Here is a 14,630-nt window from a genome sequence, read left to right as displayed (position 1 = left end):
TTGTCAGACAGCGGGCAGTTCTGTTACTACCCGCTGTGTGTTAGTGGAAAATGACGTCTGGAGTACTTAACGCCTCACTCAAATCAAACACATCGAGTTCAGCAAAAGTGACAGATTGATTGTCACGATACACTCGAAGAGAACGGAAGCCCATTAGCGCTTTGCTATCAACATTGTAGTGGTTAAAACCGGGTGAAAACTTAAGGACCAGCCGGTTCTCGCCCAGGTCATAGACAAATGCGTCCTCATAGCCTGACTCCCAGCCTTTGTAGCGCATTCCCATAAGTTGCCCAACGGTAGCGGATTTACCTTCCCAGCGAGTCAGGCTGTTACTGGTTGACTCGTCAGGAGTGAGCAGTACCGTGCGCCGCGCCAACTGGCGAAAAGGCGGCATAATTTCGTAGTCGGCAAAAAGTTGTTCAAATTCACCACGCATTTCTGCTGACATTTCTAACGGATGCGCAATGCCAATCAGAGCGTCCGCAGGCAGGTCAATTGGCTCATCTTGTGCATTGCAGAATTCCCCCTCTGCGGCCACACGAAAGGCGTTGAGTAAATGTCGCGGTTCATTTGCCAGATAAACGCCCCATATCAGTCGCTGGCTAACCAGGCGAGTAAATGGATGATTAACAAAGAGAGAATGAAAATCTGCCAGCGGCCAGCGTCGGGTGGTGCGCAGGGCAGTTTCAAGACGCGGGAGCAGGTTTTTGCTCACCTGAGTGGCATCTTTTTTTAGCCCTTTTAATCGGGCCAGTGCCTCGGGCGCTTTCAGTTGATCGTCATCGGCTCGCAACCGTGGAACACTTTTCTGGCGAACGTTTTGCTGATCGTAGACAACTGGGTTGAGGTTTTCATCGAAGCGAACGGTAAACAACCGTGGACCAAAATCAAAAATCAACGCCTGCGGGTCATCAAGGCCCAGTGTTGGGACTAATCTGTCCGCTAACTCTTCCTCGCTTAACCCGCGATTTTCCGCGACCAACTGGAGATACTCCACCGCATTTTCACGTAAAGGACGCGATTTCGCTCGTTGCGAAATATGGTGCAGTTGTATCAGCGCCATATCATTATTCATCAGGGTAAGTATGTTCAGGCCACTGACAGCACGGGCAGATTTTCCTTCCTGTGGCCAGGTGAGGATCTGCGTCGCCAGATCCCGTGCCGTGCTTTCGTCGCCAAAGAGACTTAACGCCAGAAATGCCCAGTTGTCTTTTGCGGGGGCTCCAGCCTGTTGCCAGGCGGTAAACAGATCCCAGGCAAAAGCGGCCAGCGTTTGCGGTTGACAGAACGTTTTCAATTGTTCCAGTCCGCTATAAAAACGCCCACCCTGAGTAAAGCGCAGCATTTCGCCAATAATTTCCAGAGCATCATCGGTAACAAGCTGATTATTATTGATAAGCCGTGGCCTGCGCCACATTGTCGGATGCCAGAAATCAGGGGCTTTCGGAATGCGTGGTGGGTAAATTTCCAATGGGTTCTGTATAAGCAATTGCTCCAGGGCAGGCCACACATCAGCACGCTGCCAGCGGTTTGCCACGGTTTGCAGTAATTCGCCATGTCCTTGTTCATACAGTAAACGCAGGGCAAGTAATGCGGCTTCGCGGTTGTCGCCGGGCTTAGTAAAGACGAGAGGAATAAGTGCGGTAGCCGTATGTTCTGGCCATTGTAAAATCCATCGGCGTGCCAGATCACGCTGAGTGGCAAAGCGGTGCCAGATGCGGGCAACGGGCAGCGCCAGTTCTGTTGCGCCGAAATTTAAAATTAACGGAAATGTTTCTTTTGGACGATGTGAAAAAGCCAACAACAGACCGGGTAATGCATCCAAACCGAGGATGCTGAGAAAATAGTTTTCACCCGCGAACAGATGCTTTTTCTCATTGATACGCAGCCAGAAAGTCACTGCCATCTCACGCGGAAGCAGTGCCAATAAATACAGATTCCAGACACTCTTTTCCTGATGATAAGGCGAATGATTGTCCTTTTCCCAGATGTCAATTAACGTTTCAACGTCGCCGCTGCGAAGCGCCTGTTCTGCTGATTTTGCTTCCGGAGAATGCCAGCCATTGTTGATTTCCTCGACTCTGCCCTGGTAGTAATGCCACTGAAGTACTAATGATTCGCGTGCTGCATCCAGTTTGCCGGGCAGTATATAATTCAGGAACAGCCATACATCATCCCCAAAACCCAGCTCCTGTAGTACAACCCGACTACTTTTTCGTTCCATGCGTTCTGCAAGTGATTCCGTGCTGAAATAACGGGCAGACTCTGTGGTGGCAAGCCTCTCTTGCTCGCCCGGTTGCCAGTAGACTTGTGACGTTAATTCGAGCGGAACCAAATCAAGACGTGGTTGCGGCGATTTTTTCTTACTACGCCACGGAGGTGAAACCAAAATTTCAGGCAGAGCACTGCTATCAGGGCTATCAATGGCAGATTTCGGCGGCACGGATAAAAAACTATTCAGCACGGTTTGTGCTTTTGTACTTAGCCTGGGCTTCACTTCATCTGCCAGTTGTGGCTGCGATGTAATCAATGTTTGCAACAGATTACGCCAGTATTGATCACGTGCTTTTTGCTGTGCGGGCAGTTTTTTGTCTTCAATAATCGGATAACCGGGGCGAGCAGGTGGTGCTTCCAGCGCGATAAGTTCTGCCAGTGCAGTGAGCGTTGCATGGGGGAAATTTTTACTGTATTTGGCAACACGCTGCAGGCTGGGTTTATTTTTATCAGCCACCAGTAGCAAGATGCGGATGACCAGCGGGTGGTTTATTTGTACCAGCAGGCTGCCACAGCCTTCTTTATGAGCATACATCGCCAGGCGGGGAACGGCTGCAATTCCCTGTTCGCGTAAAAGGGCCGCGCAGGCAGCGTAACCGAAGTGGTTTTCATGCGACATATAACTGGCTTCACGATCGCTAAATACGTCCAGGCTCCAGTATCGTTCGAGTTTTTTTACCGCCGTATTATCAGTAGCAACGACCTTTAACCACTCCTTTGAGTAAAAACTCGTTGATGGGCTTTCAAGGCTGGCAAGCTCATTCGCTATATCTGGTTTTTCCGGAAGCAGCAGCGCAATAAAAGGGCGGCGAACTATGGGGATCTCTGGCAGTGCGGCAATGAGTTTGTCGGCACAACGCTGCCAGCAATTTTCCTCTGCCAGTGAAAGATGTTTACGCAGACGAAAATCGAAATTGCTATAAGTCTCTGAGCGATAGCCATAGCCCGTATTCTCGTTCGGTGTCATTAAACACACTGTTGATGGATCAGCATGATAACTCTGTACAATGAACTGACGCGCTATCACCACATCCGTCGCATATTCCAGCCCATATTTTTGCACGATTTCATCAAGTAATTGCTGGCTATCATTTTTCTCGATACAGATCAGAGCCGCCATTGTGCGGGCTGGGATTGACGGTTTATGCTCACCAATCAAATTGATCGCCTGCTGGATGGCGGACTGCCACTCCAGTGAACATTTATCGTAATGCCAGGTGATATTTTGCTTCTTGCCTGCTTGTTGTAGTAATTCATCTCCTAATGTCTGAATGAGACTTTCAGTGACAGCGGGCACCGGTTCGCCCGGCCAGCGGCGATGGCTTAGCGGCGTTTTGCCTTTTTTAAATTTCAGTTCCAGTTGCGCGTCGTCCGCCAGCCACAGTAATTCCTTGTTCATGTTCTTTCCTTATTCAAACAGTGCTTCGATGTCGTTAATCAACTCGCTGGCGGTGATGGCATCGAGCACGGAGAACAGTGCTTCCTGTGCAGAATTTCTTCCCCAGCCATAACTCTCTGCTTTTCCATCCCATAACCATAAATTGCTTAAGAGTTGCTCAGAGCTGAGTTCGACTGGCGACATGCCTACAGCAAAACCTTCATCGATTTCCATGATTAACGACCAGCGGCCCAGAGGTTTGATCATCCAGCCGATCCAGCCTGCATCCTGCGGTTCGCCACGCAACCAGCCTTTATTTGCCAGCCCCATCACCCGACCGCTCGGGCATTTTCTGCCTGTCCAGCGGGTCAGTTCGCTGGCATTGCGTTCGGCTTCTGTCAGGGTGTAACTGTTACGATCAAGCTGGCGGAATGGCGGTAACAGTTCGTAGTCGGCAAAAAGCTGACCAAAAGCGGCGACATCCGTCGGTGATATTTCCAGAACGTGAGGGATACCAATCGCTATATCACCTTCTGGGAGAGTGAAGAGATCATCGTCAGCGGTGCTGTAGCTGTTATCTTCCGCCACGCGGAAACAGGCCTGCAACTGGTTGTCGGTGTTATACGCGCCCCAAATCAGGCGACGGGTTAGGTGGCGAACCAGCGGATGCTCAACCAGGAAGAGTTGAAAGTTTTCCGCTGCCCAGCGGCGGCGCAGGCACATGGCTGATTCCAGCCTTGCTACCTGTTGAGCGGCGACGGTACGGGCATCTTTTTTCAGCAGTTTAAAGCGGTTAACGGCATCGGCAGCCAGCGTTTTATCATCGCTTTTGTTCGGTTTGGGCAGGTCTTTCAGGCGACTGCCGGACGCATCGCGCACAAACGGTTTTAGGGTTTCATCAAAGCTGACGGTGAACTGACGCGAGCCGAAATCCAGCAGCAGGGAGCCGTTATCATCCAGCCCCAAATCCGGGGCTAACCGGTCTTCAAGTTCTGCTACTGTCAGTTCGCGGCTTTCGGCAATGCTGGCAATTTTTTCTTTTGCCCGCTCCTGCAATGCTTTGAATTTCAGCTTCTGGGCGATACCGTTAAGTTGCATCAGGGCAATGTCACTGCCGATAGCGGCGAGAATATCCAGCCCGACGGTGGCGCGTTTATGCTGGGATTCGCCAGGCCAGACGCGAATAAGCGGCGTTAGTTTGCGGGCGGTGTCATCGTTACCGAGAACACCTAACGCACTGAATGCCCAACTCTCTTTCGACGGCGCGCCAGCAGTCTGCCAGGCGATAAACAGATCCCAGGCAAATTCAGCCAGTGAGTCTGGGGTACAGGCATCTTTCACCTGTAATAATCCCGGATACAGTGCTTCTTCCTGAGGGAAGCGAAGCATTTCACCGAGGTGGAGGAGGGCGTTATCTGGTAATATCTTGCTACTATTTTTTAGTACCGGGCGTGTCCATAACGAAGGTTGATAAAATAGCGGTAAAGAGGGAATTTTCGCCGGGTATTTAGCCAAAGGACTGTTGTCGTCATTTTTATTTCGAACCACCCACGGCGGCGAGACTAACACCGTTGGCAGAATTTCTGAGTTTGCGAAATCTTCATCGCGACTATTCAGCAATTGTTGACATTGATGTACTAATTTCGCAGCTTGTGACGATAGCCATTGGCCTAATTTTTCGACCAATAAAGGATTTGCATTAAGTAGTGAAACCAGCAAAGTATGTTTACGTTGATCGTTATTTTTTATTAATGCTTCGGCTAATGCCGCTATTGTGGCAGAAGGAAAACTTTCGGCACTTTTTATCAGTCGGTCATAACAACGTTTATTATAATCTGCGGCGTCTATGAGTCCCGTAACAGCCAGCGGATGATTGATACATTTCAGTACGTCACCGCAATTATCTTCTCCAGCATAGGGAAGCAGGCGAGTAAGAGCCTTGATGCCTTGTTCTTGCAGTACAGTGGCAGACCAACTTCTTCCAAATACATTAGTATCCTGATATGGCTCTAATATTTCCAGTATTTGTGGATCTGTCGCTACAAGTTTTAACATTTCCAGTTGTGGAATGTTCATCACTTGATGCAACTGGCGTGCGATATCATGGGCCACTTCGGGTATTTCAGGTATTAAAATGGCAATTAACGGCTGGCGATAGAGTGATATATGCGGCAACGCAACGAGTAATTTGGCAATGCAATTTTGCCAGACTTCCTCTTCAGCCAGCGATAAATGTTTACGCAGACGTAAACTAAAGTTGTCTCTATTCCTTCTATAGTTATCCTGGCTGTAATCTGAATTATTAATAAAGAAGGTCAAATGTTCCTTTTTATAATCAAAATCGAAATCAATTTGCCACCAGTAGATGACAGTTTCAGTTGCGTATTCAATACCGAAGGTGCTTACAATTTCATCCAACAACTCGGATGAGGTTTCATCATTCCAGCTTTGACAAAAACAAATTTCCAGTAAGGTAAGTACAGCCATAGTACGTGCAGACATCTCAGGCTTTCGTGCATTAATTAAGCTGATTGCCTGACTGATGGCATTACTCCATTCATCGGAGCATGAGCTGTAATCGAAAGTCAGATTCTTATAATAGTTGTAGGTTCGATTTGCCAGCCGAGAAATTAAATTTTGTTTCTCAGGTTGGGTTGGTTTTTTTACCGGATCTCCCGGCCAAAGGCGGTGGCTGAGAGCATAGCGAGCAATATTTGGGGGAAGAATAATGGGATCGTTGTCTGCTAACCAGGGAAAATTGTTCGCCGCTACCTGATGATCATTTATGGTGTCTTCCTGTTTTTTCGCTGCGACAGATTCTTTTTTCACTGACACCGCTGTTAATTTAGCATTTGTCTCCGCTTGTTCCACGTATCCCTTTTTTGTTTTCTCCGCAATCAGTTTCAGCTCTGCCTTTTCCGCCGCCGCAGCGTCCGCAAAGTTTTTGACCTGGCTTTGCCCGTTGGTGCCGACCTTACCCCAACTGATATGCAACTCGTTGCCTTGCTGCTCAACCGCCCAGAATTTATGTGATTTTTCGTCCTGATAAATATAGGTTTTCATTGCAAAGTCCTTTTAATCAAACAGTGATTCAATATCGTTAATCAGTTCGCTGGCGGTGATGGCATCAAGCGCGGAGAACGTGAGCGAGGGCTGTGTACTGTAGCGTTCCCCTGGTGAAGTCATTTTTACGCTTTCAACAGGTAGCAGGTCGCCATATCCCGTTTCGCCGTAAATCAATGAAAAAGGTTCTGTTTCAAGTTCGAGATCGCCATAAGGAGTAGATTTGCGCATCGCATAAACACTGCCGCTTTCTTCCAGACGTTGCCAGCCTCGGCGTTCCAGTCCGACAATGCGACCGGCCTGGCAAAGACGTCCTTGCCAGCGCGTCAGTTCGTGGGCGCTACGTTCATTATCAGCAAGACGATAACTACCACGATCGAGCTGTTGGAAGGGGGGAAGCAGTTCGTAATCAGCGTAAATTTGCCTGAATGCAGCGGCGGATTCAGCGGGAATTTCCAGCACATGCGGAATACCGATGTTTCCTGCTGGCAGCGTGAATAGCTCATCTTGTGCATCGCTGTAGGTGCTGTCTTCTGCCACGCGGAAACAGGCTATAAGGGTGTTTTCATCGTTATATACTCCCCATAACAGCCGTCGGGTTAAGTGACACATCAGCGGATGTTCCACCAGAAAGAGACGGAACTGCTCTGCCGTCCAGCGTCTGCGCTGGCACATGGCTTGTTCCAGACGGGTAATTTGCTGGCTGGCGATAGCACGAACATCTTTTTTCAACTGTTTGAAGAGGATAACTGCGTCAGTTGACAGTGTTTTATCATCACTCTGGTTGGGTTTAGGTAAATCTTTCAGAACTTTGCCGTTTTCGTCGCGCACGACGGGTTTTAAGGTTTCATCAAAACCAACGGTGAATTGGCGTGAGCCGAAATCCAGTGTCAGCGAGCCGTTGATATCAAGCCCTAAATCCGGTGCCAGGCGGTCTTCCAGTTCGGCCATTGTCAGTCCGCGATTTTCAGCGACCATGTTGATTTTGTCGCTGGCATGTTCTTGTAATGCAACGAATTTAATCTTTTGCGCAATACCATTAAGCAACATCAGCGCAATATCGCTACCGATATTGGCTAGCACATCCAGTCCGGATACTGCCCGTTTATGCTGGGATTCACCCGGCCAGGCGCGGATGAGCGGGGTTAGTTTACGCGCGGTGTCGTCATTGCCTAAAATCCCCAGCGAGGTAAATGCCCAGTTTTCTTTTGCGGGTGCGCCAGCTTCTGTCCATGCCGTGTAGAGATCCCAGCCAAAGTCAGCCAGTGATTCGCGGGTGAAGGTTTCTTTGATGATCGCCAGCCCAGCGTAGGGGGTAATGTCGCGAGGAAAGCTCAACATTGTGCCGAGGTGGCGCATAGCGTCATTTGGTAGAGGCAGGTTGTTACTTTTAAGCCGTGGTCTGCGCCATAAGCTGAACTGATAAAAGCCGGGCAGTGGGGCGATTTTAGCGGGATATTCTTCCAGCGGGTCGCTATCAAATAATGTTGCCAGCGCAGCTAAAACATCAGGTTGATTATACCCCTGGGCGATTTCCTCAATCGTTTCCCGCTGGTTTAAGTTCACTAGCAGGCGGAGCGCCTGGCGGGCATATTCCTGATTTTTGCACGGTTTGCCCAGTGCCACAGGAAGTAGCCCGGCGGTTGCATGGCGTGGGAAGTTAACCAGCCATTTTCGGGCATCTTCAGCAGACATTTTTTTCTGTAATCGCTGCGCCATCGGTAATGCTAATTCGCTGACGCCCAGGAAAAGGGTGAATATCCACAACTGTTGTGGCTTACGTTGCAGACATTTCATAAACGCAGGAATGGCCGCGTCACCAAAAATCGCCAGAATTTCTCTCTCGCCGGAGAATTGCTCTTCATTAATTATTTGATTGAGAAAATAAATAGCATGCTGAGTGGGTAGGAAGCAGAGCGCGTACAACTGCCAGTGTCTGCTTCCTTTGTTATGGTATTGCGCAAACTCTGCTTTCAGCGCGGGGAAATCGAAACGTAACAGGGCATCAACTGCGCTTTGTGGCATTATTTTTTTTTCGTATTGTTCTTCTCCGGTTCTGCGCCATTCCTTAAACCCCAGTCGCCAAAGGATTTGCTGTTCTGGCGTTAAAGGGATGAAAGACGTTTCCCAGCTTTCCTTTTCAATTAGTGGCAGATCGGTAAATAATGTTTGCTGTGATGCCTGAAATTTCGCGATTTCACTGAATCTGGATATGTCAGTATGACTGATTAACTCTGTAATTCCTGGTGTGATATCAGTGACGGCAGGAACTGGAAGCACCGGTAAATCAAATACGGGTATTGCATTCTTTTTCTTATTTATTACCCACGGTGGAGCGGTAAACAGCTCCGGCAACATATCCGCAGTGGCATATTCACATTCATCAGTCACAGGTTGCGGACGACATTCAGATAATATGCCTGCCGCTTTAGCATTAACCCAGGGAATAACGTCACATACCAACTCTGGCGTGGCGGTAATCAGTTTGACAAGTGCGTTACGCCACTGTGCATCTTCATGTATTGCCAGTAAAGTTGCATAAGCGGCAATAGCCGCAGCGGGATGTTTTTGGCAGGCTTTGCTTAAGTATTCCAGGTGCTTTTTCTTGCCAATTACACCAAGGATCAGAATTTGAATCGCATCCGGGTGATTCGTTTTCCATAACCATTTGACAAGATTTTCAGCGTTGGCATGTATGTGAGTGAAAAGGTCTGTGTATTTTACGGGATACTCGACAGGTAGCTTGAGAAGAATTCGGCTTACACCGTGCACTCCATTATTTGCCAGTAACGTAGCCAGATAATTGCGGAAATCATTATACAGTGGAGGGAAACCATATTTTTCCAGCGTAGCCAGGGCAACGTCATCGCTTGCTATCATACTTAACCAGGTCATTGCCGGAACGTTTTGATCTACATAACGTAGCGCCATAGCATTGGCGATATCCGGTCGTTCAGGGATCAGTAGCGCCGCAAAAGGTTGCCGTGCTGGGGAGAGTGAGGGAATGGCGGTAAGTACTTTATCTACACAGCGTTGCCACTCATCTTCTGAAGCGAGTGAAAGATAATGGCATAGACGCTGATGCCAACTCGGTAGCGATTCTGCTTCGAGATCAGGAGGAATTATGGTCGTGACGTCGGTTTTTACTGGTTTATATTTTAGTTGAAGAGCACGAAGAGCGATTTCAACGGTAGTTTCCAGTCCACAGCGAATGACTAAGTCATCGACCAGTTCATCTGCAGAGTAAGAGTTCCAGAAACTCCAGAGCAATGCAGCATCAGATTGCACACTCCCTGTTTGTTGATTATCCAGAATTCGCCTTTGTAACTCGGCAAACGCTAGCTGCCAGTTTTCAGGATAAGAGCGGTAATTGTTGTCGGGGTCATATGCCCTGGTGTTATCTGCGATGCGCTTCCATATTTCACCATCTTTATACAGGTAACCGATTTCTCTCGGCCTGCGGCGATGAGGAAAAGCAAATCGATTAATATCGTCAGTTACCGGAATCGTCGCATCATCAGCAAGCCAGGGGCATTTATTCTTATTTACAGGAGGAGTTTCAACTTCAGGAGTGACTCTGGCTTTGGTGGCTGGCGGGAGATTCACATTTGCCGAAGCGTCTTCCACATAGCCTTTTTTCGTTTTCTCCGCAATCAGCTTCAGCTCCGCTTTTTCCGCTGCTGCAGCGTCCGCAAAGTTTTTTATCTGGCTTTGTCCGTTGGTGCCAACTTTGCCCCAACTGATATGCAGCTCGTTGCCATGCGGCTCCACCATCCAGAATTTATGTGATTTTTCGTCCTGATAGATAAACTGTCTCATTCTGCATCCCTGTATTTTTATCCAGTCGAATACAGATGCTAACAGTATTTATGCAGGTTAGAGAGAGACGAAATCGCAAGAAAACAACTTTAGGAATTTATAAAGAAAAGGCGCTGTCGATGCAGCGCCTTGAAGGGGAATTATTTCACCTGATGACCCGGTTTAGCACCGGCATCCGGGCTTAACAGGAAGATATCTTTCCCGCCAGGACCGGCAGCCATCACCATGCCTTCGGAGATACCGAAGCGCATCTTACGCGGCGCCAGGTTAGCCACCATAATGGTGTGACGACCAATCAACGCTTGTGGGTCTGGATAAGCAGAACGAATGCCGGAGAAGACATTGCGTTTTTCACCGCCGAGATCCAGCGTCAGGCGCAGCAGCTTGTCAGAACCTTCAACAAACTCTGCGTTTTCGATCAGCGCCACGCGCAGGTCAACTTTGGCGAAGTCATCAAAGGTGATGGTTTCCTGAATCGGATCGTCTGCCAGCGGGCCAGTAACTGGCGCGGCGGTGGCTTTCACTTCTTCTTTGGATGCTTCCACCAGTGCTTCAACCTGCTTCATGTCGATGCGGTTATACAGTGCTTTGAACGGATTCACTTTATGCGCCAGCAGCGGTTGCTGGATACTATCCCAGGTCAGTTCCGTATTCAGGAATGCTTCTGCACGCTCGGTCAGTTTTGGCAGAACCGGCTTCAGATACGTCATCAGCACACGGAACAGGTTAATACCCATCGAGCAAATCGCCTGCAGGTCAGCATCGCGGCCTTCCTGTTTCGCCACCACCCACGGAGCCTGCTCGTCAACATAGCGGTTAGCCAGGTCAGCCAGCGCCATGATTTCGCGCACAGCTTTACCAAATTCGCGGCTTTCCCACGCTTCGCCAATCACTTCAGCGGCATCGGTAAAGGTTTTGTACAACTGCGGGTCAGCCAGCTCGCTTGCCAGTACGCCGTCAAAACGCTTGTTAATGAAGCCCGCGTTACGGGAGGCCAGGTTAACCACTTTGTTAACGATATCGGCATTCACACGCTGAACAAAATCTTCCAGGTTCAGGTCGATATCATCGATGCGTGAAGAGAGCTTCGCGGTGTAGTAGTAGCGCAGGCTGTCAGCGTCAAAGTGATTCAGCCAGGTGCTGGCTTTAATGAACGTGCCGCGAGACTTCGACATTTTCGCGCCGTTCACCGTCACATAGCCGTGAACAAACAGGTTGGTCGGCTTGCGGAAGTTGCTGCCTTCCAGCATGGCTGGCCAGAACAGGCTGTGGAAGTAAACGATATCTTTACCGATGAAGTGGTACAGCTCGGCGGTGGAATCTTTCTTCCAGTATTCATCGAAGCTGGTGGTATCGCCGCGCTTGTCGCACAGATTCTTGAAGGAACCCATGTAGCCAATCGGCGCATCCAGCCAGACATAGAAGTATTTACCCGGCGCGTTCGGAATTTCAAAACCGAAGTAAGGCGCGTCGCGGGAGATATCCCACTGTTGCAGACCGGATTCAAACCACTCCTGCATTTTGTTTGCCACCTGTTCCTGCAACGCGCCGCTGCGGGTCCATGCCTGCAACATTTCGCTGAAAGAGGGCAGATCAAAGAAGAAGTGTTCGGAATCACGCATTACCGGCGTAGCGCCAGAAACCACCGATTTCGGTTCAATCAGTTCAGTCGGGCTGTAAGTCGCACCGCATACTTCACAGTTATCGCCGTATTGATCTGGCGCTTTACATTTCGGGCAGGTGCCTTTCACAAAACGATCCGGCAGGAACATGCCTTTTTCCGGGTCGTACAACTGAGAGATAGTGCGGTTTTTAATAAAACCGTTCTCTTTCAGGCGAGTGTAAATAAGCTCCGACAACTGGCGGTTCTCTTCGCTGTGCGTTGAGTGATAGTTGTCATAGCTGATATTAAAGCCTGCGAAATCAGTCTGATGCTCCTGACTCATTTCGCCAATCATCTGCTCCGGGGAGATACCGAGTTGCTGAGCTTTCAGCATGATCGGCGTACCGTGCGCATCGTCGGCACAGATGAAGTTGACTTCGTGGCCGCGCATTCGCTGGTAACGGACCCAGACATCAGCCTGGATGTGCTCCAGCATATGGCCGAGGTGGATTGAGCCGTTAGCGTACGGCAGTGCGCACGTCACCAGAATTTTCTTCGCGACTTGAGTCATAGTAGGCATTACTTCTTAGTAGTGAAAAGGGGTTAGATAGTACCAAATGGGAAAATGTTAAGTAAGTACTTATCTATTTTCTTCAGGTAAACTATTTAGCTGATGGTTTATCTATATAAATAAGGAGTCGGGATGAACGAACAATCCCAGGCCAAATCACCAGAAGCCTTGCGCGCAATGGTCGCCGGGACACTGGCTAATTTTCAGCACCCAACCCTGAAGCATAACCTCACCACGCTGAAAGCATTGCATCATGTCGCCTGGATGGACGACACGCTGCATGTGGAACTGGTTATGCCGTTCGTCTGGCATAGCGCGTTCGAAGAGTTAAAAGAGCAATGTAGCGCCGAATTGCTGCGTATCACCGGGGCAAAAGCTATCGACTGGAAACTGTCGCATAGCATTGCCACGCTGAAACGCGTTAAAAATCAGCCGGGAATTAACGGCGTGAAGAACATTATCGCGGTCAGTTCCGGCAAAGGCGGTGTGGGTAAATCCTCCACGGCGGTAAACCTGGCGCTGGCGCTGGCGGCGGAAGGAGCGAAAGTCGGCATTCTGGATGCCGACATTTATGGCCCGTCGATCCCAACCATGCTGGGGGCAGAAAATCAGCGTCCGACCTCGCCGGACGGCACTCACATGGCGCCGATTATGTCTCATGGTCTGGCAACCAACTCGATTGGTTATCTGGTCACTGACGACAACGCGATGGTGTGGCGCGGCCCGATGGCCAGCAAGGCGCTGATGCAAATGTTGCAAGAAACCTTATGGCCCGATCTGGACTATCTGGTGCTTGATATGCCGCCAGGCACCGGTGATATTCAATTGACACTGGCGCAGAATATTCCAGTGACCGGTGCTGTAGTGGTCACTACGCCGCAAGACATCGCATTGATTGATGCGAAAAAAGGCATTGTAATGTTCGAGAAAGTCGAAGTGCCGGTACTGGGCATTGTCGAGAACATGAGCGTGCATATCTGCAGTAATTGTGGTCACCACGAGCCGATTTTTGGCACCGGTGGTGCAGAGAAACTGGCTGAGAAATATCACACGCAGTTGCTGGGTCAGATGCCGTTGCACATTAGCCTGCGTGAAGACCTCGACAAAGGCACACCGACCGTTATCAGCCGTCCAGAGAGCGAATTTACCGCTATCTATCGTCAACTGGCTGACCGCGTTGCTGCCCAGCTCTACTGGCAGGGAGAAGTTATTCCTGGCGAGATCTCCTTCCGCGCAGTCTAACGCGTATTAACCTTTCTGGGTACACTTCATACACCGCAGCAATGTTACATTGATGCGGTGTATTTATTTTTGCAGCTATAATGAACAGCTTTTTTAATGCTGCGAATATTCTGCGGATCTTCGTCCGAAACTGAACAAAGTAGATTGATCGTGCAGGCAATGCCCATTTACCATCCTTCGTGGCTGTGTAGTGGATGTACAGCTATAGTTTGTTATGCACTCAATCTATCCAGGCATAACCTTTACTACAGGGATAACGTTCAATGAATAAGTATTGGCTGTCAGGAATTATTTTTCTCGCCTATGGATTGGCGTCTCCCGCGTTTTCATCAGATACCGCCACATTAACTATCAATGGCAGGATCAGCCCCCCGACATGCAGTATGGATATTGTTAATAGCCAGCCCCAACAGCATTGCGGTCAGGTATTGCAAAGCGTTGATTCCCGCCATCGGATTTCTTCACCGGTAAAAGGCGTCACGACAGAGCTGGTTGCTGCGGGTAATGGGAACAAACGGCAAATCGTTTTAAATCGCTACGATTAAATCTGACAATATCGGGGTTAAAGAGTTTAGAAAGCTGAAATCATTCATGTGAATGATTTCAGCTTTTTTATTGATATTAAAAATGACAGCTACAGTAATTCGTATTAATTAATAGATTTGATAAATATTTAATAC

The 14,630-nt window shown here is 49.1% G+C and carries 5 protein-coding genes and 2 pseudogenes; 2 read left to right on the top strand and 5 right to left on the bottom strand.

Features of this window, described 5'->3' with window-relative positions; translation table 11 throughout:
• Positions 1-40 precede the first annotated feature (40 nt).
• From yehI to metG, 5 genes and pseudogenes are all read right to left on the bottom strand, one after another.
• On the bottom strand, positions 41-3,673 hold the full coding sequence (gene yehI, locus A9587_RS19450; RefSeq protein WP_105263668.1) for a DUF4132 domain-containing protein YehI: 3,633 nt from the start codon (positions 3,671-3,673) through the stop codon (positions 41-43).
• 9 nt (positions 3,674-3,682) lie between these two features.
• Positions 3,683-5,170: pseudogene (locus A9587_RS25715) on the bottom strand (DUF4132 domain-containing protein); the annotation flags it as partial.
• A 1,398-nt stretch (positions 5,171-6,568) separates the two neighbouring features.
• Positions 6,569-6,715 (bottom strand): annotated as a pseudogene (locus A9587_RS25710) (WGR domain-containing protein); the annotation flags it as partial.
• A gap of 12 nt (positions 6,716-6,727) precedes the next feature.
• Positions 6,728-10,534 carry a DUF4132 domain-containing protein gene (locus A9587_RS19440; RefSeq protein ID WP_105263666.1) on the bottom strand — a complete coding sequence of 1,269 codons (3,807 nt, stop codon included), beginning with the start codon at positions 10,532-10,534 and terminating at the stop codon, positions 6,728-6,730.
• Between the two features lie 140 nt (positions 10,535-10,674).
• The gene (gene metG / locus A9587_RS19435; RefSeq protein ID WP_105263665.1) at positions 10,675-12,708 is read right to left on the bottom strand and encodes a methionine--tRNA ligase; all 2,034 of its coding nucleotides are present in this window, start codon (positions 12,706-12,708) and stop codon (positions 10,675-10,677) included.
• Between the two features lie 132 nt (positions 12,709-12,840).
• Between metG and apbC the strand changes: the two genes are divergently transcribed.
• Together apbC and A9587_RS19425 are read left to right on the top strand one after the other, a co-directional pair.
• Positions 12,841-13,950: an iron-sulfur cluster carrier protein ApbC gene (gene apbC / locus A9587_RS19430; protein WP_001005460.1), complete on the top strand. Its 1,110-nt coding sequence runs from the start codon at positions 12,841-12,843 to the stop codon at positions 13,948-13,950.
• Positions 13,951-14,213: 263 nt separating this feature from the next.
• On the top strand, positions 14,214-14,495 hold the full coding sequence (locus A9587_RS19425) for a DUF2574 family protein (RefSeq protein WP_001516679.1): 282 nt from the start codon (positions 14,214-14,216) through the stop codon (positions 14,493-14,495).
• Positions 14,496-14,630: the final 135 nt, after the last annotated feature.

This window comes from Escherichia sp. MOD1-EC6162, assembly GCF_002965125.1.
Taxonomy (GTDB): Bacteria; Pseudomonadota; Gammaproteobacteria; order Enterobacterales; family Enterobacteriaceae; genus Escherichia; species Escherichia marmotae.
This window is presented reverse-complemented; position numbering and strand designations above follow the sequence as displayed.